This is a genomic window from Mesorhizobium sp. P2_C5_2, assembly GCF_056404535.1.
In genome coordinates this window covers 1-23,319 of sequence record NZ_JBFUDV010000014.1, presented here as the reverse complement: position 1 = coordinate 23,319, position 23,319 = coordinate 1, and the positions used below count along the sequence as shown (strand labels likewise).

19 protein-coding genes and 1 tRNA gene are annotated in these 23,319 nt (G+C 62.2%); 3 read left to right on the top strand and 17 right to left on the bottom strand.

All coding sequences use genetic code 11. From position 1 onward, the window contains the following. The 4 genes from tuf to rpsL all read right to left on the bottom strand — a co-directional run. Positions 1 to 1,161 (bottom strand): elongation factor Tu (gene tuf, locus AC1D1B_RS30530; protein ID WP_477334808.1); only part of this gene is annotated, 1,161 nt, incomplete at its 3' end. Positions 1,162 to 1,226: 65 nt separating this feature from the next. Next, positions 1,227 to 3,317: an elongation factor G gene (gene fusA, locus AC1D1B_RS30525; RefSeq protein WP_181062224.1), complete on the bottom strand. Its 2,091-nt coding sequence runs from the start codon at positions 3,315 to 3,317 to the stop codon at positions 1,227 to 1,229. A gap of 30 nt (positions 3,318 to 3,347) precedes the next feature. Beyond that, entirely contained in the window at positions 3,348 to 3,818 is a 471-nt protein-coding gene (rpsG, locus tag AC1D1B_RS30520) for a 30S ribosomal protein S7 (protein WP_008875664.1), read from the bottom strand. 60 nt (positions 3,819 to 3,878) lie between these two features. After that, positions 3,879 to 4,250 (bottom strand): 30S ribosomal protein S12, encoded by a 372-nt coding sequence (gene rpsL, locus AC1D1B_RS30515; protein WP_006333356.1) that lies wholly within the window; start codon positions 4,248 to 4,250, stop codon positions 3,879 to 3,881. A 474-nt stretch (positions 4,251 to 4,724) separates the two neighbouring features. Here rpsL and AC1D1B_RS30510 point away from each other — a divergent pair, with 474 nt between their 5' ends. From AC1D1B_RS30510 to AC1D1B_RS30500, 3 genes are all read left to right on the top strand, one after another. Next, entirely contained in the window at positions 4,725 to 5,006 is a 282-nt protein-coding gene (locus tag AC1D1B_RS30510; protein ID WP_477337168.1) for a transcriptional regulator, read from the top strand. Between the two features lie 35 nt (positions 5,007 to 5,041). Next, the gene (locus tag AC1D1B_RS30505) at positions 5,042 to 6,154 is read left to right on the top strand and encodes a PLP-dependent cysteine synthase family protein (RefSeq protein WP_477337166.1); all 1,113 of its coding nucleotides are present in this window, start codon (positions 5,042 to 5,044) and stop codon (positions 6,152 to 6,154) included. Between the two features lie 75 nt (positions 6,155 to 6,229). Continuing rightward, entirely contained in the window at positions 6,230 to 7,159 is a 930-nt protein-coding gene (locus tag AC1D1B_RS30500; RefSeq protein ID WP_477337164.1) for a Gfo/Idh/MocA family protein, read from the top strand. 47 nt (positions 7,160 to 7,206) lie between these two features. Here AC1D1B_RS30500 and AC1D1B_RS30495 read toward each other — a convergent pair whose 3' ends face one another. The 13 genes from AC1D1B_RS30495 to AC1D1B_RS30435 form a co-directional block, all read right to left on the bottom strand. After that, positions 7,207 to 7,896, bottom strand: a complete 690-nt coding sequence (locus tag AC1D1B_RS30495; RefSeq protein ID WP_477337170.1) for an O-methyltransferase — start codon at positions 7,894 to 7,896, stop codon at positions 7,207 to 7,209. Between the two features lie 52 nt (positions 7,897 to 7,948). Then, positions 7,949 to 12,145 (bottom strand): DNA-directed RNA polymerase subunit beta', encoded by a 4,197-nt coding sequence (rpoC, locus tag AC1D1B_RS30490; protein WP_477337163.1) that lies wholly within the window; start codon positions 12,143 to 12,145, stop codon positions 7,949 to 7,951. A gap of 146 nt (positions 12,146 to 12,291) precedes the next feature. Then, complete coding sequence (gene rpoB / locus AC1D1B_RS30485) at positions 12,292 to 16,428, bottom strand: DNA-directed RNA polymerase subunit beta (protein ID WP_181062230.1); 4,137 nt, start codon at positions 16,426 to 16,428, stop codon at positions 12,292 to 12,294. Positions 16,429 to 16,677: 249 nt separating this feature from the next. Next, positions 16,678 to 17,055, bottom strand: a complete 378-nt coding sequence (gene rplL / locus AC1D1B_RS30480; RefSeq protein WP_023667436.1) for a 50S ribosomal protein L7/L12 — start codon at positions 17,053 to 17,055, stop codon at positions 16,678 to 16,680. A gap of 54 nt (positions 17,056 to 17,109) precedes the next feature. Next, positions 17,110 to 17,628 carry a 50S ribosomal protein L10 gene (gene rplJ / locus AC1D1B_RS30475; protein WP_023667437.1) on the bottom strand — a complete coding sequence of 173 codons (519 nt, stop codon included), beginning with the start codon at positions 17,626 to 17,628 and terminating at the stop codon, positions 17,110 to 17,112. A 376-nt stretch (positions 17,629 to 18,004) separates the two neighbouring features. After that, positions 18,005 to 18,703 (bottom strand): 50S ribosomal protein L1, encoded by a 699-nt coding sequence (gene rplA / locus AC1D1B_RS30470; protein WP_181062231.1) that lies wholly within the window; start codon positions 18,701 to 18,703, stop codon positions 18,005 to 18,007. A 4-nt stretch (positions 18,704 to 18,707) separates the two neighbouring features. Then, entirely contained in the window at positions 18,708 to 19,136 is a 429-nt protein-coding gene (rplK, locus tag AC1D1B_RS30465) for a 50S ribosomal protein L11 (RefSeq protein ID WP_006333334.1), read from the bottom strand. A gap of 172 nt (positions 19,137 to 19,308) precedes the next feature. Beyond that, a complete protein-coding gene (gene nusG, locus AC1D1B_RS30460; protein WP_006333333.1) occupies positions 19,309 to 19,836 on the bottom strand; it encodes a transcription termination/antitermination protein NusG in 528 nt (175 codons plus the stop codon). Positions 19,837 to 19,863: 27 nt separating this feature from the next. Continuing rightward, a complete protein-coding gene (gene secE / locus AC1D1B_RS30455; RefSeq protein WP_023667439.1) occupies positions 19,864 to 20,067 on the bottom strand; it encodes a preprotein translocase subunit SecE in 204 nt (67 codons plus the stop codon). Between the two features lie 367 nt (positions 20,068 to 20,434). Continuing rightward, a tRNA-Trp gene (locus AC1D1B_RS30450) sits at positions 20,435 to 20,510 on the bottom strand. Between the two features lie 160 nt (positions 20,511 to 20,670). After that, the gene (locus AC1D1B_RS30445; protein WP_477337161.1) at positions 20,671 to 21,153 is read right to left on the bottom strand and encodes a group II truncated hemoglobin; all 483 of its coding nucleotides are present in this window, start codon (positions 21,151 to 21,153) and stop codon (positions 20,671 to 20,673) included. A gap of 88 nt (positions 21,154 to 21,241) precedes the next feature. Further along, on the bottom strand, positions 21,242 to 22,900 hold the full coding sequence (locus tag AC1D1B_RS30440; protein ID WP_477337159.1) for a COG3904 family protein: 1,659 nt from the start codon (positions 22,898 to 22,900) through the stop codon (positions 21,242 to 21,244). Positions 22,901 to 23,060: 160 nt separating this feature from the next. Further along, positions 23,061 to 23,319 (bottom strand): EF-Tu C-terminal domain-related protein (locus AC1D1B_RS30435; RefSeq protein WP_477335787.1); only part of this gene is annotated, 259 nt, incomplete at its 5' end.

Below are 23,319 nucleotides of genomic sequence, written 5' to 3'. Positions count from 1 at the left end.
GACGACGATGCCGGCACCGACGGTGCGGCCGCCTTCACGGATGGCGAAGCGCAGCTTCTCTTCCATGGCGATCGGCACGATCAGCTCGACATCGACCGTGATGTTGTCGCCGGGCATCACCATCTCGGTGCCTTCCGGCAGCGACACGATGCCGGTCACGTCGGTCGTGCGGAAGTAGAACTGCGGACGGTAGTTGGTGAAGAACGGCGTGTGACGGCCACCTTCGTCCTTGGTCAGGATGTAGGCTTCGGCCACGAACTTCTTGTGCGGCTTCACCGTACCGGGCTTGGCCAGAACCTGGCCGCGCTCGACACCTTCACGGTCAACGCCACGCAGCAGCGCGCCGATGTTGTCGCCAGCCTGGCCCTGATCGAGCAGCTTGCGGAACATTTCAACGCCCGTGCAGGTCGTCTTGGTCGTCGGACGGATGCCGATGATCTCGAGTTCCTCGCCAACCTTGACGATGCCACGCTCGACGCGGCCGGTGACAACCGTGCCACGGCCCGAGATCGAGAACACGTCTTCGATCGGCATCAGGAACGGCTTGTCGAGCGGACGAACCGGCGTCGGGATGTAGGCGTCGACCGCAGCCATCAGCTCGCGGATCGCGTCTTCGCCGATGGTCTTGTTCGAATCTTCAAGAGCGGCAAGCGCCGAGCCCTTGACGATCGGAATGTCGTCGCCGGGGAATTCGTTCTTCGACAGAAGCTCACGAACCTCGAGCTCGACCAGTTCCAGTAGCTCGGCGTCGTCGACCTGGTCGACCTTGTTCAGGAACACAACGATCGACGGCACGCCGACCTGACGGGCAAGCAGGATGTGCTCGCGGGTCTGCGGCATCGGGCCATCGGCAGCCGACACGACCAGGATCGCGCCGTCCATCTGCGCGGCACCGGTGATCATGTTCTTCACATAGTCGGCGTGGCCGGGGCAGTCGACGTGGGCGTAGTGGCGGGCAGCCGTCTCGTATTCGACGTGCGCCGTCGAAATGGTGATGCCGCGGGCCTTCTCTTCGGGCGCCGCATCGATCTGGTCATAGCGCTTGTATTCGCCAAAATACTTCGTGATCGCCGCCGTCAGCGACGTCTTGCCATGATCGACGTGGCCAATCGTGCCAATGTTCACATGAGGCTTGTTGCGCTCGAATTTACCTTTTGCCATGTGATGTCTCCAATCTGCTCGCCCGTACGGGCCTTGAATTAAGTTACCGATGCAACCCGTTCAGGTTACGCGTATTTCTTCTGGACTTCCTGGGCGACCGCGGTCGGCACAGGCTCATAGTGATCGAACTGCATCGTGTAGGCCGCACGGCCCTGGCTCATCGAGCGCAGGTTGTCGACGTACTTGAACATGTTGGCCAGCGGCACCATCGCGTTGATAACGACGGCCACGCCGCGCGCTTCCTGACCCTGGATCTGGCCACGACGGCCGTTCAGGTCGCCGATGACGCTGCCGACATAGTCTTCCGGCGTCACGACTTCGACCTTCATGATCGGCTCGAGCAGCTGCACGCCAAGCTTGGGTGCGGCTTCACGGAAGCAGGCGCGGCCGGCGATTTCGAACGCCAGGACGCTGGAGTCCACGTCGTGGTAGGCGCCGTCGATGAGCGTCGCCTTGACGCCGATCATCGGGAAGCCCGCGAACGGACCCGACGACATGACGCTGTTGATGCCCTTTTCGACACCGGGGATGTATTCCTTCGGAACCGCACCGCCGACGATCTTGGTCTCGAACTCGAACTCCGAGCTTTCCGGGTTCGGTTCGAACAGGATCTTGACGCGAGCGAACTGACCGGTACCGCCGGTCTGCTTCTTGTGCGTGTAGTCCTGCTCGTGCTTGCGGGTGATCGTCTCGCGATAGGCCACCTGCGGCGCACCGACATTGGCTTCGACCTTGAACTCGCGACGCATGCGGTCGACGATGATGTCGAGGTGAAGTTCGCCCATGCCGGAAATGATCGTCTGGCCGCTTTCCTCGTCGGTCTTGACGCGGAAGGACGGATCCTCGGCAGCCAGGCGGTGAAGGGCGAGGCCCATCTTTTCCTGGTCGTTCTTGGTCTTCGGCTCGATAGCGATCTGGATGACCGGATCGGGGAATTCCATGCGCTCGAGGATGACCGGGTGCAGCGGATCGCTGAGCGTATCGCCGGTTGTCGTGTCCTTGAGGCCAGCCAGAGCAACGATGTCGCCGGCAAACGCCTCTTCGACGTCGGCGCGCGAGTTCGCATGCATCTGCAGCATGCGGCCGATGCGCTCTTTCTTGCCCTTGACGGTGTTGTCGACCGAGATGCCCTTGGTCAGCTTGCCCGAATAGATGCGGGCAAAGGTCAGCGAACCGACGAACGGGTCGTTCATGATCTTGAACGCCAGCATCGACAGCGGCTCGTTGTCGTCGGCATGACGCTCGATGTCGGCGTCGGTCTTGGCGTCGACACCCTTGATGGCGGGAACATCGGCCGGCGACGGCAGGTATTCGACAACGGCGTCGAGCAGCGGCTGCACGCCCTTGTTCTTGAAGGCCGAGCCACAGAACATCGGGTAGAACTTGACCGCGATGGTGCCCTTGCGGATCAGCGCGCGGATCTCGTCATTCGACGGCATCTTGCCTTCGAGGTAATTTTCGAGTGCCGTCTCGTCCATTTCGACGGCGGCTTCGATCATCTTCTCGCGGTATTCCTCGGCACGAGCCTGGAGATCAGCCGGGATCTCGACAACGTCCCAGGCAGCGCCCAGCGTCTCATCGCGCCAGACCAGCGCGTTCATTTCGACGAGATCAACAACACCCTTGAATTCCGTCTCGGCGCCGATCGGCAGCTGCATGACAACGGCATGCGCGCCAAGACGCGAACCGATCATCTCGACCGAGCGGTAAAAGTCGGCGCCGATCTTGTCCATCTTGTTGCAGAAGATCATGCGCGGAACTTTATACTTGTCGGCCTGGCGCCAGACAGTCTCGGTCTGCGGCTCGACACCGGCATTCGCATCGAGCAGCGCAATGGCGCCGTCGAGCACACGCAGCGAACGCTCGACTTCGATGGTGAAGTCGACGTGTCCAGGGGTGTCGATGATGTTGAAGCGGTACATCTTGCCGCTGCGACCCTTCCAGAAGGTCGTGGTGGCGGCGGACGTGATGGTGATGCCGCGCTCCTGCTCCTGCTCCATCCAATCCATGGTGGCAGCGCCGTCGTGGACTTCGCCGATCTTGTGCGACTTGCCCGTGTAATAGAGGACGCGCTCGGTGGTCGTCGTCTTGCCGGCGTCAATATGCGCCATGATACCGAAATTGCGGTAGTCTTCGATTTTATATTCGCGGGCCATCTTGGATGCCTTCTCAGTCTCGTTCGCGCTTTACCAGCGGTAGTGTGCGAAAGCGCGGTTGGCTTCAGCCATCTTGTGGGTGTCTTCACGCTTCTTCACGGCCGTGCCGCGGTTGTTGGCCGCGTCCATCAGCTCGCCCGAGAGGCGGTCGACCATCGTGGTCTCGTTGCGGTTGCGAGCCGCGGCGATCAGCCAGCGGATGGCCAGGGCCTGACGGCGCTCGGGGCGCACATCGACCGGAACCTGGTAGGTGGCGCCGCCGACGCGACGCGACCGGACTTCCACATGCGGCGCGACATTGTCGAGCGCCTGATGGAAGACGGTGACCGGCTCCTGCTTGGTCTTCGACTGAACCTGGTCGAGCGCACCGTAGACGATGGTCTCGGCAACCGACTTCTTGCCGTCATACATGACGGCGTTCATGAACTTGGTAACGATCAGATCGCCGAACTTCGGATCCGGGTTGATCTCACGCTTTTCTGCACTGTGACGACGCGACATGGCTTTTGTCTCTCAATCTCGTAGCCCGACGCATTCAAGCAGCGCCAGGGCCGGAAAATCTTACTTCGGACGCTTGGCGCCGTACTTCGAACGGCGCTGCTTGCGGTTCTTCACGCCCTGCGTGTCGAGCACGCCGCGGATGATGTGGTAACGCACGCCCGGAAGATCCTTGACGCGGCCGCCGCGGATCATGACCACGGAGTGTTCCTGAAGGTTGTGGCCTTCGCCGGGGATGTACCCGATCACTTCAAAACCATTGGTCAGGCGGATCTTGGCCACCTTGCGCAGCGCCGAGTTCGGCTTCTTCGGCGTCGTCGTATAGACGCGCGTGCAGACGCCCCGCTTCTGCGGGTTCTGCTGCATGGCCGGGACCTTGTTGCGCTTCACTGGCGCAATGCGCGGCTTGCGGATCAGCTGGTTGACGGTAGGCATTAAACCCTCTTGTCTCTCAATTCCGTGTCTCGCCCGGTCAGGGCCGCTCAAAGCGCCAATTCCATACGCAAATTCGGGCCATAAACCGCGCCTCGCGGTCCTGCCCGAACAAAATGCAGAGGAAGCGGAAACCGCTTCATGCGCGCCGGAAATGTCTTTTCGCTCGTAAAACGAACCCTGTTTGAGGCAAACTCCAAAGCGTGTCGCTTCGGAAGGGAGAGCCTCACATCGGTTCTGACTGGGCGGCTTCTACTCGCAAGACCGTGAACCGTCAACCCCGGCACGCCAAATATTGCGCGCTGACCAAGGCTTGGCAGCCATGCGAAAAACGCATGTAATTTTCTTTCTTAAGTTTGCAAGGGAGAGGAAGAAAGTGACCGGCTTGCTGCTGTCCTGCACCGGCGCTTCGTGGCAAAAGGCGCCATGGACAGCCCAAAACCCCTCTCCCGCCCGAGTCTCAAGAGGAATCAGCCCGTGAACGACAACGAGGAACGCCCGGTCACCATCATCACCGGCCGCATCTGGAAACGGAAAGGCGGCAAGCCGGAAGGCGTCCATGTGATGCTGGTCGCGCCCGACGACGATTCGGCCGTGCGCCGGGTGCTCGAATCGCTCGCCGCCGAAGGTTATGCCGAGGTCGAGCTCGACCAGATCGGCGACATGGACGGCGAACCCGACGAGGAGCCGCATCTGTCGGCCTTCCAGGGCGCGCTCGAAGGCGAAGTGTCGATCGTCACGTTCGACGTGCCGCTCTAAGCGGCGGAATCGGCAAACAAGGGGATCGGCGGGCCATGGCCAAATCAGCAGCGGCAAAACCTGCATCGCGCGCCTGGGCCGACCGGGCGGTTGCCGCCATCGAAGCCGACCAGCACCGTTCGGCCGATACCCATCTGTGGAAGCTCGACCTGCCGGCGCTTGCCGGCATCGACTTCTACCTCAAGGACGAATCGACACATCCGACCGGCAGCCTGAAGCACCGGCTGGCGCGATCGCTTTTCCTCTATGCGCTGTGCAACGGGCTTGTCCGCGAAGGGTCGCCGGTGGTCGAAGCCTCCTCGGGCTCGACCGCAGTGTCGGAAGCCTATTTCGCCCGCATGATCGGCGTGCCGTTTTACGCGGTGATGCCGCGCTCGACCTCGCCCGAAAAGATCGCGGCCATCGAGCATTATGGCGGCAACTGCCATTTCATCGACGATGGCCGGCGCATCTATGCTGACTCCGCCGAACTGGCGGCGAAGCTCGGCGGCCATTTCATGGATCAGTTCACCCATGCCGAGCGCGCCACCGACTGGCGCGGCAACAACAACATCGCCGAATCCATTTTCGGGCAGATGCGCGAGGAACGGCATCCGATTCCCGCCTGGATCGTGATGAGCGCCGGCACCGGCGGCACCACCGCCACGATCGGCCGCTACCTGCGCTACAAGCAGCATGCCACGCGGCTGTCCGTCGCCGACGTCGAACGCTCGGCTTTCTTCGATGGATTCGCGACGCATGATGCCAATTGCCGTTGCGAGCAGCCGTCGCGCATCGAAGGCATTGGCCGACCGCGTGTCGAACCGTCCTTCGTGCCGGGCGTCATCGACCACATGCTGCGGGTCCCCGACGCGGTGTCGCTTGCCGCGATGCGGGTCCTGTCGCGTCATCTCGGACGGCGCGTCGGCGGTTCGACCGGCACCAATTTCATCGCCATGTGTTTTCATGCCGCGCGCATGATCGCGGCCGATGAGACCGGATCGTTGGTAACGCTGATCTGCGATTCCGGCGAGCGCTACGGCAACACCTATTATTCCGACGAATGGCTTAAGGCGAACGGCCTTGACCCCTCGCCTTTCGAGCCGGCAATCGAGGCGTTTCTGGCGGGCGGAGAGTGGACGCTCGACTTCCAGGAAAGCTGGGGCTGAGGCGTCTTGCCAACCGCTTGCCCGTGATCGGCGTTCTGCTAAGAACCAGGCGCCCTACGAATCCTTGGAGTTCCCATGTCTGTGAATCCTATCAAGCTCGGCATCGTCGGCGTGGGCAAGATCGTGCGCGACCAGCATTTGCCGGCAGTGGCCAAGGATAGGGATTACCGCCTGATCGCCGCCGCCAGCCGTCATGGCAAGGTCGACAATATCCCGAACTTCCCGACCATCGAGGCGATGCTCGACGCGGTGCCCGACCTAGAGGCCGTGTCGCTGTGCATGCCACCGCAATTCCGCTACGACGCGGCGCGCACCGCGCTGATCGCGAAGAAGCACGTCTTCCTGGAGAAGCCGCCGGGCGCCACAGTCAGCGAGGTCGAGGAGCTGAAGCGGTTGGCGGCAGCCAACGGCGTCTCGCTGTTCGCCAGCTGGCATTCGCGCTACGCGCCGGCGGTGGAAGCCGCGCGCACTTTTCTCGGCTCAGCCAAGATCAGTTCGGCGGCAATCGTCTGGAAGGAAGACGTCCGCCGCTGGCACCCGAACCAGGACTGGATCTGGGCGCCGGGCGGCTTTGGCGTCTTCGATCCCGGCATCAACGCGCTGTCGATCGTGACCCACATCCTGCCGGCGATGTTCATCACCTCGGCCGTCCTCGACTTTCCCGAAAACCGCGCTTCGCCGGTCGCCGCCCATGTCAATTTCCGCGCCTCGGACGGGTTGCCGGTGACGATGGAACTGGACTGGCTGCAGACCGGCCCACAGAGCTGGGATATCCTGGCCGACACCGACAAGGGCAAGATGGTGCTGTCCGGCGGCGGCACCAAGCTCGCCATCGATGGCCGTGTCGTCCACGACGAGCCGGAAGCCGAATATCCCCAACTCTACAAGCGCTTCGCCGAGATCGTGCGCGCCGGCATCTCCGATGTCGACCTGGCGCCCCTACAGCACGTCGCCGACGCCTTCATGCTCGGCAAGCGCAATGTGGTCGAAGCGTTCTTCGACTGAACGGTGAAGCTCGGTCGGACCGCAGCCCGGCCGCTCGTCGCATAACTTTACTCGACGATCGCAATGGCGAACCCGTCATAGCCCTTGGCGCCAACAGTCTGGATGGCGGTGCCGTCAAGGCGCTTGTCGCCGCCGATGAACGAAAACGCCGCGCGCGCGCCTTCGACATTCGGGTCCCGGCCATCCTCGTCGAGCACAGCGCCGTCGCGGATGACATTGTCGCAGATGATGACCGTTCCCGGCCGCGACAGGCGCATCGCCCATGACAGATAATTCGGGTTGTTCGGCTTGTCGGCGTCGATGAAGATCAGGTCGAACGGACCGACATTTTCGCTGCCAAGCGCTGCAAGCGACTGCAGGGCCGGCCCGACCAACAGGTCCACCTTATCCGACACCCCTGCCCGCTCGAAATTCGAGCGCGCGACCTTGGCGTGGTGCGGATCGAGTTCAAGCGTCACGACCTTGCCGTCGGCCGGCAATCCCCTTGCCATCCAGATGGTCGAGTAGCCGCCGAGCGTGCCGATCTCCAGCACCTTCTTCGCGCCGCCAATGCGAACCAGCAACGACAGCAGCTTGCCCTGAGCGGCCGAGACGTCGATCGACGGCAGGCCCTGGTCACGGTTTGCCGCGAGCACAGCGTCGAGTACGGGATCCGTCTCGAAGAGAGAGGAAACGATGTAGTCGTCGACATCAGTCCAAACCTTGCTCATGTTTTCCTCCATCCGATTGGAAGCCAAAATGCGAAAAGGGGCCACTTGGGCCCCTTTCCTTCTTCTCGTCTACCCGCGCTTACTGCGCGGCGTTGACCATGTCGGTCAGCATCGGGTCGGCGACTTCGACACCGGAGGCCTTGCGGCGCTCGTCGATGATCAGTTCGTCGCGCGAGGTGGCGATGCGCCGGATCTGGCTCATCGTGCCGCCGGTACCGGCCGGGATCAGCCGGCCGACAATGACGTTTTCCTTCAGGCCCTGCAGCATATCGGTCTTGCCGGCAACCGCGGCTTCCGTCAGCACCCTCGTCGTCTCCTGGAAGGAGGCGGCCGAGATGAAGGACGGCGTCTGCAGCGAGGCCTTGGTGATGCCGAGCAGCACCGGCTGGCCTTCGGCCGGCTTCTTGCCGTCCTCGACCAGGCGCTCGTTGACCTCTTCCAGTTCGATCACGTCGACGTGGTCGCCCGGAATGTAGGTCGAGTCGCCCTGCACCGTGATCTCGACCTTCTGCAGCATCTGGCGAACGATCACCTCGATGTGCTTGTCGTTGATCGACACGCCCTGCAGACGGTAGACTTCCTGGATTTCGTTCACGAGGTAGGAAGCAAGTGCTTCCACGCCCTTGATCGCCAGGATGTCGTGCGGCGCCGGATTGCCGTCGAGGATGTAGTCACCCTTCTCGATGACGTCGCCGTCCTGGAGATGGAACGGCTTGCCCTTCGGGATCAGGTATTCGACCGGCTCAAGCGTCGAGTCATGCGGCTCGATGATGATGCGGCGCTTGTTCTTGTAGTCGCGGCCGAAGCGGATCGTGCCATCGATCTCGGCGATGATGGCGTGATCCTTCGGACGACGTGCCTCGAACAGTTCGGCAACACGCGGCAGACCGCCGGTGATGTCCTTGGTCTTGGCGCTTTCCATCGGGATACGCGCCAAAACGTCGCCGGGGCGAACCTGCGAACCCGGCTCGACCGAAAGAATGGCCTCGACCGACAGCAGGAAGCGGGCGTCGCCGCCCTTCGACAGCTTGCCGACCTTGCCCTTGGCGTCCTGGATGGCGATCGCCGGCTTGAGGTCGTTGCCACGTGGCGTCGAACGCCAGTCGATGACCTCACGCTTGGTGATGCCGGTCGATTCGTCGGCCGTTTCCTGAACGGAAATGCCGTCGACCAGATCCTCGTACGCCACCCTGCCCTCGATTTCGGTGAGGACCGGACGGGTATAGGGATCCCATTCGGCGATACGCTGGCCGCGCTTCACCTTGTCGCCATCGTCCACGAAGATGCGCGAACCATAGGTGAGGCGGTGCGAGGCACGCTCCTTGCCGGCTTCGTCGAGGATCAGCACCGCCATGTTGCGGCCCATGACCATCTGCTGGCCGTCGGAGTTGCGCACCACGTTGCGGTTGCGGATCTCGACCTTGCCCTCATACGAGGCTTCAAGGAACGAGCTGTCCACCACCTGCGCCGTACCGCCCATGTGGAAGGTACGCATGGTGAGCTGGGTGCCCGGCTCGCCGATCGACTGCGCCGCGATGACGCCGACGGCTTCGCCCTGGTTGACCGGGGTGCCGCGGGCCAGATCGCGTCCGTAGCAGACCGCGCAGACGCCGACCCTGACTTCGCAGGTCAGTGCCGAACGGATACGGACCGACTGCACGCCGGCCTTTTCGATCTGCTCCACGTCACGCTCGTCCATCAGCGTTCCGGCCTTGACCAGCAGGTCGCCGGTCACCGGATGGTTGATGTCGTCGAGCGCGGTGCGGCCCAGCACACGCTGGCCGACCGAAGCGACGACCTGACCGGCATCGACGATCGGCTGCATGGTGAGGCCCTTGTCGGTGCCGCAATCCACGGAGTTGACGATGCAGTCCTGCGCCACGTCGACCAGACGACGGGTGAGGTAACCCGAGTTCGCCGTCTTCAAGGCGGTGTCGGCCAGACCCTTGCGGGCGCCGTGGGTCGAGTTGAAGTACTCGAGCACGGTCAGGCCTTCCTTGAAGTTCGAGATGATCGGCGTCTCGATGATTTCACCCGACGGCTTGGCCATCAGGCCGCGCATGCCGGCGAGCTGGCGCATCTGGGTGGGCGAACCGCGCGCACCCGAATGCGACATCATGTAGATCGAGTTCATCGGCTTCTGACGGCCATTGTCCTCGAACTCCACGGCCTTGATGCGGGCCATCATTTCGTCGGCGACCTTTTCCGAGCACTTGGCCCAGGCGTCGACGACCTTGTTGTACTTCTCGCCCTGCGTGATCAGACCGTCATTGTACTGCTGCTCGTATTCCTTGGCCAAAGCCTCGGTGTCGGAAACCAGCTTGATCTTGGCGTCCGGGATCAGCATGTCGTCCTTGCCGAACGAAATGCCGGCGCGGCAGGCATGGCCGAAGCCAAGCGCCATGATGCGGTCGCAGAAAATGACCGTCTCCTTCTGACCGCAATGGCGGTAGACGGTGTCGATCATCTTGGAGATGTTCTTCTTGGTCATCTCCTGGTTGGCGGTCTCGTAGGGCACGTTGACGTTCTTCGGCAGCAGCTCGCCGATGATCATGCGGCCAGGCGTTGTGTCGTAGATCTTCGACACGACCTTGCCTTCGGCGTCGACCGAGCGGAAGCGACCCCTGATCTTGGCGTGCAGGGTGACGGCCTTGGTCTCGAGCGCATGCTGGAGTTCGCCCATGTCGGCAAACACCATGCCTTCGCCCGGCTCGTTCTGGTTGACGATCGAGAGATAGTAGAGACCCAGAACCATGTCCTGCGACGGCACGATGATCGGCGCGCCGGAAGCCGGATGCAGGATGTTGTTGGTCGACATCATCAGCACGCGAGCTTCAAGCTGCGCTTCCAAGGACAGCGGCACGTGAACGGCCATCTGGTCGCCGTCGAAGTCGGCGTTGAAGGCCGTGCAGACCAGCGGATGCAGCTGGATCGCCTTGCCTTCGATCAGGATCGGCTCGAACGCCTGGATGCCGAGGCGGTGCAGCGTCGGCGCGCGGTTCAGCAGCACCGGATGCTCGCGGATGACCTCGTCGAGGATATCCCAGACCTCCGGACGCTCCTTCTCGACCAGCTTCTTGGCCTGCTTGACGGTCGAGGAGAACCCCTTGGCGTCGAGGCGGGCGTAGATGAAGGGCTTGAACAGTTCGAGCGCCATCTTCTTCGGCAGGCCGCACTGGTGCAGCTTGAGCTCCGGACCGGTGACGATGACCGAACGGCCCGAATAGTCGACGCGCTTGCCGAGCAGGTTCTGGCGGAACCGGCCCTGCTTGCCCTTCAACATGTCGGACAGCGACTTCAGCGGACGCTTGTTGGCGCCGGTGATGACGCGGCCGCGGCGGCCGTTGTCGAACAGAGCGTCGACGGCTTCCTGCAGCATGCGCTTTTCATTGCGCACGATGATGCCGGGCGCGCGCAGCTCGATCAGCCGCTTCAGGCGGTTGTTGCGGTTGATGACGCGGCGATAGAGATCGTTCAGATCGGACGTGGCGAAGCGGCCGCCATCTAGCGGGACAAGCGGGCGCAGGTCCGGCGGGATGACCGGAACCACCTTCATGATCATCCATTCCGGACGGTTGCCGGATTCCATGAAGTTCTCGACGACCTTGAGCCGCTTCAGATACTTCTTCTGCTTCAGCTCGGACGTGGTCGAAGCCAGTTCCGAACGCAGGTCGCCGGCGATCTTCTCCAGGTCCATGCCGGCCAGAAGGTCATGAATGGCCTCGGCGCCGATCATGGCGGTGAAGCTGTCCTCGCCATACTCGTCGACGGCGATCATGTACTCTTCTTCGCTGAGCAGCTGGTGCTCCTTCAGCGCGGTGAGGCCAGGCTCGGTGACGATGTAGTTCTCGAAGTAAAGGACGCGCTCGATGTCCTTCAGGGTCATGTCGAGCAGCGTGCCGATGCGCGAAGGCAGCGACTTCAGGAACCAGATGTGAGCGACAGGTGCTGCCAGCTCGATATGGCCCATGCGCTCGCGGCGAACGCGCGACAGCGTGACTTCGACGCCGCACTTTTCGCAGATGACGCCCTTGTACTTCATGCGCTTGTACTTGCCGCACAGGCATTCATAGTCCTTGATCGGGCCAAAAATGCGCGCGCAGAACAGACCGTCACGCTCCGGCTTGAAGGTGCGGTAGTTGATGGTCTCCGGCTTCTTGATCTCGCCGAACGACCAGGACAGAATCTTCTCAGGGCTGGCGAGCGATATCCGGATGGAATCGAACACCTGCGCCGGCGCCTGCGGATTGAAGAGATTCATGACCTCTTGGTTCATGCCGTTCTCCTTTTCGGGGTCCTCGAAAACCCCTTGCATCTAACGCGGACCAAACGCCCGCTAAGTGGTCGGCCCACCGGCCGAAGAATTTGGTGCATCCGGTCGCGGGGTCCGCGACCGGATGTCGTCGTTACTCGGCTGCGCCCCTATTCGGCAGCATCGGGCAGCCGGACAGGGTTGTCGTCGAGCTTGGTGTTCTCCAGCTCGACATTGAGGCCGAGAGACCGCATTTCCTTGACGAGCACGTTGAAGCTCTCCGGAATGCCTGCCTCGAACGTGTCGTCGCCGCGCACGATCGCCTCGTAGACCTTGGTGCGGCCGGCGACGTCGTCCGACTTCACCGTCAGCATTTCCTGCAGCGTGTAGGCGGCGCCGTAGGCTTCCAGCGCCCAGACCTCCATTTCGCCGAAGCGCTGGCCACCGAACTGCGCCTTGCCGCCCAGCGGCTGCTGGGTAACGAGCGAGTACGGACCGATCGAACGCGCGTGGATCTTGTCGTCCACCAGGTGGTGAAGCTTGAGCATATAGATATAGCCCATCGTCACCTTGCGATCGAACGGCTCGCCGGTGCGTCCGTCATAGAGCTGCGACTGACCGCTGGTGTGCAGGCCCGCCTGCTCCAGCATGATGTTGATGTCGACCTCATGCGCGCCGTCGAACACCGGTGTCGCGATGGAGACGCCGCGGCGCATCTGCTCGCTGAGGCGAACGATGCTCTCGTCGTCATACTCGCGGACCGGCTCGTTGCGGTCGTTGGCCGGGATGAAGCTCTCGAGTGTCTTGCGCAGCGGCTTGATGTCTCCAGCCGTCTTGTACGCGTCGATCAGCTCGCCGATCTTCTTGCCCATGCCTGCACATGCCCAGCCCAGATGCGTTTCCAGGATCTGGCCGACATTCATGCGGCTCGGCACACCCAGCGGGTTGAGCACGATATCGGCATGCGTGCCGTCCTCGAGGAAAGGCATGTCCTCGACCGGAACGATGCGCGACACGACACCCTTGTTGCCGTGACGGCCGGCCATCTTGTCGCCCGGCTGCATCTTGCGCTTCACGGCCACGAAGACCTTGACCATCTTCATGACGCCCGGAGGCATTTCGTCGCCGCGCTGGACCTTCTCGACCTTGTCCATGAAGCGCTGCTCGAGCGCCTTCTTGGAGTCGTCGTACTGGCCACGCAGGGCTTCAAGTTCGCTCTGGAGCTTTTCGTTCTCCACCGCAAACTGCCACCACTGCGAACGCGGATACTCGTCCAGCGTGTCCTTCGACAGCTTCGAGCCCTTCTTGAAGCCCTTCGGCCCGGCAATCGCTTCCTTGCCGACGAGAACATCGGAAAGGCGCGAATAGACGTTGCGGTCGAGGATCGCCTGCTCGTCGTCGCGGTCCTTGGCGAGGCGTTCGATCTCCTCGCGTTCGATCGCCATGGCGCGCTCGTCCTTCTCGACGCCGTGGCGGTTGAACACGCGCACTTCGACGACGGTGCCGAAGGTGCCCGGAGGCATGCGCATCGAGGTGTCGCGAACGTCGGACGCCTTTTCACCGAAGATGGCGCGCAGGAGCTTTTCTTCCGGCGTCATCGGGCTTTCGCCCTTCGGCGTGATCTTGCCGACCAGGATGTCGCCCGGCTGCACTTCCGCGCCGATATAGACGATGCCGGCTTCGTCGAGGTTCTTCAGCGCTTCTTCCGAAACGTTCGGAATGTCGCGCGTGATTTCCTCCGGTCCGAGCTTGGTGTCGCGGGCCATGACCTCAAACTCCTCGATGTGGATCGAGGTGAAGACGTCGTCGGCCACGATGCGCTCGGAGAGCAGGATCGAGTCCTCGTAGTTGTAGCCGTTCCACGGCATGAACGCGACCAGCACGTTGCGGCCGAGCGCCAGATCACCGAGCTCGGTCGACGGACCGTCGGCGATGATGTCGCCCTTGTTGACGCGGTCGCCCATGCGCACCAGCGGACGCTGGTTGATGCAGGTGTTCTGGTTCGAACGCTGGAACTTCATCAGCCGGTAGATGTCGACGCCCGACTTGCCGGGATCGAGATCTTCCGTGGCGCGGATGACGATACGCGTCGCGTCCACCTGGTCGACGATGCCGCCGCGGCGGGCGCCGATGGCCGCACCCGAGTCACGGGCAACGATCGGCTCCATGCCGGTGCCGACAAACGGCGCTTCGGCGCGCACCAGCGGCACGGCCTGACGCTGCATGTTGGAACCCATCAGAGCGCGGTTGGCGTCGTCGTTCTCGAGGAACGGGATGAGCGCAGCCGCGACCGACACCATCTGCTTCGGCGACACGTCCATCAGATCGACGTTTTCGCGCGGCGCCATCATCACTTCGCCGGCGCTGCGGCAAATGACGAATTCGTCGACGAAACCACCATTCTTGTCGAGCTCGGCATTGGCCTGCGCAACGTGGTGCTTGGACTCTTCCATCGCCGAGAGATAGACGACCTCATTGGTCAGCTTGCCGTTGACGATCTTGCGGTACGGGCTTTCGATAAAGCCGTACTTGTTTACGCGCGCGAAAGTCGCCAGCGAGTTGATCAGACCGATATTCGGGCCTTCCGGCGTTTCGATCGGGCAGATGCGGCCGTAATGCGTCGGGTGCACGTCGCGCACCTCGAAGCCGGCGCGCTCGCGGGTCAGACCGCCCGGTCCAAGCGCCGACAGGCGGCGCTTGTGGGTGATCTCCGACAGCGGGTTGGTCTGGTCCATGAACTGCGACAGCTGCGAGGAACCGAAGAACTCGCGCACGGCGGCAGCCGCCGGCTTGGCGTTGATCAGATCCTGCGGCATCACCGTGTCGATCTCGATCGAGGACATACGTTCCTTGATCGCGCGCTCCATGCGCAGCAGGCCGACCCGGTACTGGTTCTCCATCAGCTCGCCGACGGAACGCACGCGGCGGTTGCCGAGATTGTCGATGTCGTCGATCTCGCCCTTGCCGTCGCGCAGTTCGACCAGCGTCTTGACCACGGCCAGGATGTCGTCCTTGCGCAGCACGCGCACGGTATCCTCGGCCTTGAGCTCGAGGCGCATGTTCATCTTGACGCGGCCGACAGCCGACAGGTCATAGCGCTCGCTGTCGAAGAACAGCGAGTTGAACATGGCTTCGGCGGTTTCCAGCGTCGGCGGCTCGCCCGGGCGCATGACACGATAGATGTCGAACAGCGCGTCCTGGCGGCTCTCGTTCTTGTCGACGTTAAGCGTATTGCGGATGTAGGCGCCGACATTGACATGGTCGATGTCGAGAACCTTGATCTCATTTTCGCCCGTGCCGAGCAGCACTTTCAGCGTCTTTTCGTCGATCTCGTCGCCGGCTTCGAGGAAAATTTCGCCGGTGCCGTAGTTGACGATGTCCTCGGCCAGGTAGTTGCCGAGCAGATCCTCGTCGGTCGCCTTGATCGCCTTGAGGCCCTTTTCGCCAAGCGCCCTTGCCTGGCGGGCGGTGATCTTCTTGCCCTGCTCAACGACGACCTCGCCCGTATCGGCATCGACCAGGTCGCCGACAGCCTTGAGGCCGCGGAAACGCTCGACATTGAACGGAATGCGCCAGTGGTCGCCGGCGCGCTTGTAGGTGATCTTGTTGTAGAAGGTCGACAGAATCTCTTCGCCGTCCATGCCAAGCGCCATCAACAGCGACGTCGCCGGAATCTTGCGGCGGCGGTCGATGCGGGCGTGCACGACGTCCTTGGAGTCGAACTCGATGTCGAGCCACGAACCGCGATAGGGGATGACGCGCGCGGCAAACAGAAGCTTGCCCGACGAGTGCGACTTGCCCTTGTCGTGATCGAAGAAGACGCCCGGCGAACGGTGCATCTGCGAGACGATGACGCGCTCGGTACCATTGACGATAAAAGTGCCGTTCAGGGTCATGAGCGGCATGTCGCCCATGTAGACGTCCTGCTCCTTGATGTCCTTGATCGACTTGGCGCCGGTATCCTCGTCGATATCGAACACGATGAGGCGCAGCGTCACCTTGAGCGGCGCGGCATAGGTCAGGTCGCGCTGACGGCATTCGTCGACGTCGAATTTCGGTCCTTCGAACTCATACTTCACGAACTCCAGCATCGAGGAGCCGGAGAAATCGGAGATCGGGAAGACCGACTTGAAAACAGCCTGCAGCCCTTCGTCCGGACGGCCGCCCTTGGGCTCGTCCACCATCAGGAACTGGTCATAGGATGCCTTTTGAACCTCGATCAGGTTCGGCATCTCCGCAACTTCCGGGATCTTTCCGAAGAACTTGCGTACGCGTCTGCGGCCATTGAAAGTCTGGGTCTGGGCCATCGTCGCTCCTTAGCTATAAACTCGGGGCGAGCCTCGCCGCGGCTCACCTTGCATGCGCGGCCACCTCGGTGGCGGCCCCTGATCTGTTTTCCCGCCGCCTGGCGGCGACGGCTAAAACGGGAGAAAACCCGTTTCCTGAAGGCCGGTTTCGGCCCTCAGGAAAGAGGTTCTCTTACATCTCGCGCTACGCATCCTCCCCTCTGGTGAAGGGAGTGGCGGACGGCGCGAGGCCGCCCGCCGCTTTTACGCTTACTTCAGGTCGACCTTGGCGCCGGCTGCTTCCAGCTGGGCCTTGAACTTCTCAGCGTCAGCCTTGGAAACGGCTTCCTTGACCGGCTTCGGAGCTGCTTCGACCAGATCCTTGGCTTCCTTGAGGCCCAGGCCGGTGATGGCGCGGACTTCCTTGATGACGTTGATCTTCTGAGCGCCTGCCTCGGTGAGGACGACGTCGAATTCCGTCTTTTCCTCAGCCGGAGCAGCAGCAGCGGCAGCGCCGCCAGCAGCGGCAACCGCCACCGGAGCAGCAGCCGAAACGCCCCACTTTTCTTCCAGAAGCTTCGACAGCTCGGCCGCCTCGAGGACGGTCAGCTTCGAAAGGTCGTCTACGATCTTTGCCAGATCAGCCATTGTTATGTTCCTTCATAAGGTTCGAACGTGTGTTTGTGATAGCGAGGAACGGCCTCATGCCGCCTCGTCCTTCCGGGCGTAAGCGCCGATGACGCGCGCGACCGAAGCCGCTGGCGCATTGACGATCTGGGCGATCCGGGTTGCCGGCGTGGCGATCATGCCAACCAGCCTGGCGCGCAGCTCATCGAGCGACGGAAGTGTGGCGAGTGCCTTCACACCGTCGGCGTTGAGCGAGGTGGTGCCCATTGCGCCGCCGAGAATGACAAGCTTGTCATTTCCCTTGGCGAAATCGGACGCGACCTTCGGCGCCGCAATCGGATCCTCCGAATAAGCGATCAGCGTCTGTCCCTTGAACAGGTCGATGATCGATGCGGAGTCCGTGCCCTGAAGAGCGATTTTGGCGAGACGGTTCTTCGCGACTTTGACGGTGCCACCGGCAGCGCGCATTTTCGACCGAAGGTCGTTCATTTGCGCGACGGTGATACCGGCGTAGTGGGCCACGACGACTGAACCAGCGCCTGCAAAAGCACCATTCAGGCCCGTGACGAGTTCGCGTTTTTCCGCTCTGTCCACTGCCTATCTCCAGTTGACCCCTGCCCCACTAATAGGACAGGCGTCGGGTTGCCTTTTTGCCGGCCGGGCCATCCAGTAACGGATCTCCCGAACGACGCTCGAGGATCCTGCCCCCTTTCGCCACATCGACGGCAAGCCGGCGATGCGCAGACAAAAGGCAAACACGGTTCGAACCTTTCATTGGAGCTTGTCGCTCCGTTGTCCGGTTTTCACCCGTCTCATGCAGGCCCAATTCAATTAAGGCTTCTGGGCCGCCTGCAATCTCGGACAGGATGTCCGGAAGCCTCTCGACTTCCGGTACCGGGCCGCCGACAAGTCGGAGGTCCGGAATTCACTTGCGGATCAGCGCTTTAGCGGCCGATCCGAATTGTTCGTATCAGGACGCGGCGAGCGTCGAGACGTCGAGCTTGAGGCCCGGGCCCATCGTCGAAGTGACCGACACCTTCTTGACGTAGTTGCCCTTGGCGCCAGCCGGCTTCGCCTTGGTCACGGCGTCGGCGAAGGCGCGGACGTTTTCTTCCAGCGCCTTGACGTCGAACGAGACCTTGCCGACGCCGGCATGGACGATGCCGGCCTTCTCGACGCGGAACTCGACAGCGCCGCCCTTCGATGCCTTGACGGCGGCAGCGACGTCCGTAGTCACAGTGCCGACCTTCGGGTTCGGCATCATGCCGCGCGGGCCAAGCACCTTGCCCAGACGGCCGACCAGCGGCATCATGTCCGGCGTGGCAATGCAGCGATCGAAGTCGATCGTGCCCTTCTGGACGATGTCGACCAGATCCTCGGCACCGACGATGTCGGCGCCAGCGGCGCGAGCCTCATCGGCCTTGTCGCCACGTGCGAACACGGCGACACGGACCGAGCGGCCGGTGCCATTCGGCAGGTTGACCACGCCGCGGACCATCTGGTCGGCATGACGCGGGTCGACGCCGAGGTTCATCGCAACTTCGATGGTCTCGTCGAATTTCACCGTCGAACGGTCCTTGAGCAACTTCAGCGCCTCACCAAGAGCATAAGCCTTGTTGGGGTCGATGCCATCACGGGTCTTCGATACACGCTTTGCAATCTTTGCCATGATCTCAGCCCACCACTTCCAGACCCATCGAGCGGGCGGAGCCCTCGACCATGCGCATGGCCGCTTCGACGTCGTTTGCGTTCAGATCCTTCATCTTCTGCTCGGCGATGGCGCGCACCTTGTCGCGGCCGATCGTGCCGGCCTTGATCTTGCCCGGCTCCTTGGAACCCGAAGTCAAATTCGCCGCCTTCTTCAGGAAGTAGCTCACCGGCGGCGTCTTCATGACGAAGGTGAAGGACTTGTCCTGGTAGTAGGTGATGACGACCGGGATCGGCGATCCCTTTTCCATTTCCTGGGTCTGCGCGTTGAACGCCTTGCAGAACTCCATGATGTTGATGCCACGCTGACCAAGTGCCGGGCCGATCGGCGGAGACGGCGTAGCCGATCCCGCTTTGACCTGGAGCTTGAGCTGGCCTGCAATTTTCTTAGCCATCTCTTTCCTGCCTTTGTCTCATGCCGGTCCCACTATCGGGGAATGCCGGCGGTTGCAGTCTGGTGGTGCGGTTCGCGTGGCCGGCTAAAGCCACATTCGCCTCCCACCCGTTCATGGCCGCGCGTTTTCGCGCCGCCTCCCCTTGCCGGCGAACCGGCGCGGGGTTTTCGGATCAGCCCTTTTCGACCTGTCCGAATTCCAGATCGACGGGCACGGCGCGCCCGAAGATCGAAACTTCCACCTTGAGCCGCGCCCGCTCCTCGTCCACTTCCTGGACGAAACCGTTGAACGATGCGAACGGACCGTCCGAAACGCGGATCGCCTCGCCGATCTCGAAGGTGACCGAGGGCTTGGGCCGCTCGACGCCCTCCTGGACCTGGTTCAGGATTCGCTGTGCCTCGGCTTCCGTAATCGGCACCGGCTTGGAGTCACCCAGGAAACCGGTGACCTTCGGCGTGTTCTTGACCAGCGAGAACACCGCATCGGTCAGATTGGCCTTGAGCAGCACATAGCCCGGAAAGAACTTGCGCTCGGCATCGACCTTGCGGCCGCGGCGGATTTCGACGACCTTCTCGGTCGGCACCACGATCTGTTCGATATCGGCGGACAGGCCCTTCTGCTTGGCCTTGTTCTCAATGTCCTCAGCGACCTTTTTTTCAAAGTTCGAATAGGCGTGGACGATGTACCAGCGCGCGGTCATTTCAAGACTTCTCCGTAATCGCCGGACTTAATGGCCGAGGCTCAGTAACCGCTCGATCGCGTAGCCCATGGCCACGTCGGCGGTGAAGAAAAAGATCATCGCGATGACCGCGAACACGAGCACCATCACCGTCGAGATCATCGTCTCCCGGCGCGACGGCCAAGTCACCTTCGCGGTCTCCGCGCGGACCTGCTGGAGAAAGACGAAAGGATTTGTGGTTTTCGAAGCCATATGCCGCTCTGTCTTCAAGACCCGTTGGCCGGGTCTCCTGGATGATCCCGCTGGCCGGGACGTGCCGCCTGGGTTTCAAGTCAGCGCCGAATCAGCGCAACCATTTCGCCCATGCAAATCGGACGCGTAAAGCCGGTTTCCCAGCTCCACGCGTCGCGTGTCTGTTGTGCCTACATAAAACCGATTCTTGATCCACGCAAGTGGCAAGTGTCCGCTTTATGACCAAACGCCGCCTCGGAACCATCCAGTCGTCCCGTCCCGGCTATGGGGGTCTTATGCCTCAGTTTCCCTAATATGGCAAGCCACCTGCCATTTTTCAATGCGGGGCGCGGGACCGAGTTCGTTCGTGAATCGCCATTTGAGAAAATGGCACGGGCAGCAGGGCTCGAACCTACGACCTGCGGTTTTGGAGACCGCCGCTCTACCAACTGAGCTATGCCCGTACGCGCGTTTCGGCGCAGGCGCTTCCTAAAAGCTTCCGGGCGCGCTGTAAAGAGTGGTCTGACGCGCTTTCATGTCCTTCGCCAGAAATCCGAACAGGCGATCGCCAGCCCTTCCCTGTCTATCGCGATTTTCCGCCTGCCTGAAGCCGTTTACCAGCGCTCAACTCTCGGCCGGTGGCTTGTAGGGCCCGCCCGGTACACCCCAGCCCCAGGCCGGCATCGGTTCGGTCTCCGGGTCGCAGGTCTCGCCGAGGGTGGAGTTCATCTTGGCCAGCCGCGACCCCCACTCGATATAGCCCATGAAGGCGGAACGGAATTCAGGATCGTCCGGCAGCCCGACCGCATCGGCGGCATCGGCAAGCAGGCTGATCCAGCGGCGACGCTGTTCTTCGCTCAGATGCTTGCCGAGATGATGCATGACCATCTCGCGATGGCCGCCATGCTTTTCGCTATAGGTTTTCGGCCCACCGAAAACCTCGCCGATAAAGGCCGCGACATGCGCGGGATGATCCGGCGACATGTGCTTGAACACCGGCCCGACCACCGGATCTCGCGCGACCTTGTCGTAAAAAGTCGCCGTCAGCCGGTTGAGGGCCTCGATGCCCCCGGCCCATTCGTAAAGCGTCGGGATATCCTGGCTCATGCTCGATCCTCATCCGTCAATTTGGCATGGACGATAGCTGAAACGTCGAGCATGGCTCAACCTGCCTCGATGGCGAGTTCCCGAGCGCCTACAATTTGGCGGGCGCTTCGACCTGAGCGTTGGACGACGCTACCACGCGGCAATTCTCGGGTTTCGGCGCTGACTTGCAGATGCTGGACCCCGTCAGCGCATCCACCGACTGGCGCCCGGTCGTCAGGCCGACCTTCAGCATCATGTCAGGTTCGAGCTGGCGCTCGACCGAACTGCCCTGAAGCGCAGTAAACAGAGCCGGGCTTATGGCCATCTCGTCGAGATAGGCTTTGACCGTCTGCTTCTGCCCCATCAGATAAAGGCTGAGCCGCGCCTGGGAACCGACTAGCCGTCTGGCGCCTCCGGCCAGCATGAGCGCGCAGGCCGAATCGCAGTCGCCCTCCCCATCGACGCTCAGTCCGGCATAGGCGCCGTCCTTGGCCAGGCAATTCCACTCTGCCGGGTCGCAGCCGACGAAATCGGTGCGGGCAACGGCAACGTCGAGCTTCTTTTCATGGATGATCCTGCCGGCCGCCAGGGCGCCGGAGAGGTCACCGCCTCGCGAGCTGATCACCACGGGCAACCGTCGGCTGCCAAGCGTGGCGAGCAACTGGCTGAGCTTCTGCGGCGTCTGAGGCGTAATCGCGCCTTGCGCCGCAATCCATTCCGGGCAATCGGGATTGCAGAGCGGGTTGCTGCCGCGAACCACGACAAAGCGCATGCCGTCATCGGTCTGGACGTTCTCCGGCGTCACCGGCGGCGGCGCCGCCTTGGCCACGGCCGGCAGGCCGCCGGCTGGCTTGTTCGCCGGTATTTCCCGGCAATTCGTGGCCGGAAGGCCCAGCGTGCACAGGCTTGCGCTGGTCAGCAAATCCGCAGCGTCCACGCTGGTGACCAGCTTCATCGTCAGCATGTCGCTGAGGTCGATCTGTTGGATGTCGCTGGCCGGCGTGCTCTTCATCGTTTCGAGTATGCTGAGGTCGACACCCATCTCCTCGAAATAAGTGGCCAGCTTGCGCTCCACCTTCTTGCTCATCTCGTAGGTCTTGTAGCTGCCGGCATTCCTGCGGCTGACGACCTTCTTGCTGATGACCCGCTTCTTGCCTTTGACGATGCGATAGCGGACTTCATATTGCACGTTCATCTGCACGACCGTGGTCGTGATCTGATGGACGCCGAGAAAGGCCAGCGGCCCGACCAGGCGCCTTGTGCCGCCGGCCAGCATCATCGGGCAAGCGGACGCGCAATAGCTGCCGAGCACATAGGGGTTGCCGATATAGTGCGAGCCTCTCGCGTCATTCTCCTTGCAGTTTTTCGCGCCCGGCTCGCAGCCGACAAACCAGGTCCGGCCGACCGCGATGTCGAGCTTGTTCTTGCGTATCATGCGGCCCATGGCGATGGCCGCATCGACATCGCCGCCGGGAGAGCTGACGACGATCGGCAATTTGCGGCGGCCGAGCGTTTTCAGGGTAGCCTTGAGCAGTGCCGGCGATTTGGCCGATATCGCACCCTCCGCCGATATCCATTCCGGACAGGTCGGCTCGCAGCCCGGCGCGTTGCTGCGCACGACCAGGAACCGCATTGGCGAATCCGGATCAGGCTCGGAATTTTGGGTCTGGCCGGCGAAGGCGGCACTGCCCATGGCAAGCAGCGACACCAGGCAGATCAGCCCCAGTGCCCGGCACGCCCAACCCTGAAAACGGTGCCGTGGAACCATCCGACCAAGCCCCTCAATTGCAATCTATACTAGTATAGGCCCAGAGACTTGCAACAGAGATTGAGACACCAAAACAGGGACATCTGGCCGTGAGCCAAACAAAAAAGGGCGGCCCCAGGGCCGCCCTTGTCCTTGTCGATCCGGCGGATGCCGGGCTCGATTATTCTTTGATGGTGACGACGATGCCGGCACCGACGGTGCGGCCGCCTTCACGGATGGCGAAGCGCAGCTTCTCTTCCATGGCGATCGGCACGATCAGCTCGACATCGACCGTGATGTTGTCGCCGGGCATCACCATCTCGGTGCCTTCCGGCAGCGACACGATGCCGGTCACGTCGGTCGTGCGGAAGTAGAACTGCGGACGGTAGTTGGTGAAGAACGGCGTGTGACGGCCACCTTCGTCCTTGGTCAGGATGTAG

Coding starts and splice junctions, on each gene's coding strand:
- rpoB (WP_181062230.1), bottom strand. CDS start 16,428: ATGGCCCAGACCCAGACTTTCAATGGCCGCAGACGCGTACGCAAGTTC.
- AC1D1B_RS30500 (WP_477337164.1), top strand. CDS start 6,230: ATGTCTGTGAATCCTATCAAGCTCGGCATCGTCGGCGTGGGCAAGATC.
- rpsG (WP_008875664.1), bottom strand. CDS start 3,818: ATGTCGCGTCGTCACAGTGCAGAAAAGCGTGAGATCAACCCGGATCCG.
- fusA (WP_181062224.1), bottom strand. CDS start 3,317: ATGGCCCGCGAATATAAAATCGAAGACTACCGCAATTTCGGTATCATG.
- AC1D1B_RS30505 (WP_477337166.1), top strand. CDS start 5,042: ATGGCCAAATCAGCAGCGGCAAAACCTGCATCGCGCGCCTGGGCCGAC.
- rpoC (WP_477337163.1), bottom strand. CDS start 12,145: ATGAACCAAGAGGTCATGAATCTCTTCAATCCGCAGGCGCCGGCGCAG.
- rplA (WP_181062231.1), bottom strand. CDS start 18,703: ATGGCAAAGATTGCAAAGCGTGTATCGAAGACCCGTGATGGCATCGAC.
- rplL (WP_023667436.1), bottom strand. CDS start 17,055: ATGGCTGATCTGGCAAAGATCGTAGACGACCTTTCGAAGCTGACCGTC.
- AC1D1B_RS30445 (WP_477337161.1), bottom strand. CDS start 21,153: ATGAGCCAGGATATCCCGACGCTTTACGAATGGGCCGGGGGCATCGAG.
- nusG (WP_006333333.1), bottom strand. CDS start 19,836: ATGACCGCGCGCTGGTACATCGTCCACGCCTATTCGAACTTTGAAAAA.
- rpsL (WP_006333356.1), bottom strand. CDS start 4,250: ATGCCTACCGTCAACCAGCTGATCCGCAAGCCGCGCATTGCGCCAGTG.
- secE (WP_023667439.1), bottom strand. CDS start 20,067: ATGGCTTCGAAAACCACAAATCCTTTCGTCTTTCTCCAGCAGGTCCGC.
- AC1D1B_RS30440 (WP_477337159.1), bottom strand. CDS start 22,900: ATGGTTCCACGGCACCGTTTTCAGGGTTGGGCGTGCCGGGCACTGGGG.
- rplK (WP_006333334.1), bottom strand. CDS start 19,136: ATGGCTAAGAAAATTGCAGGCCAGCTCAAGCTCCAGGTCAAAGCGGGA.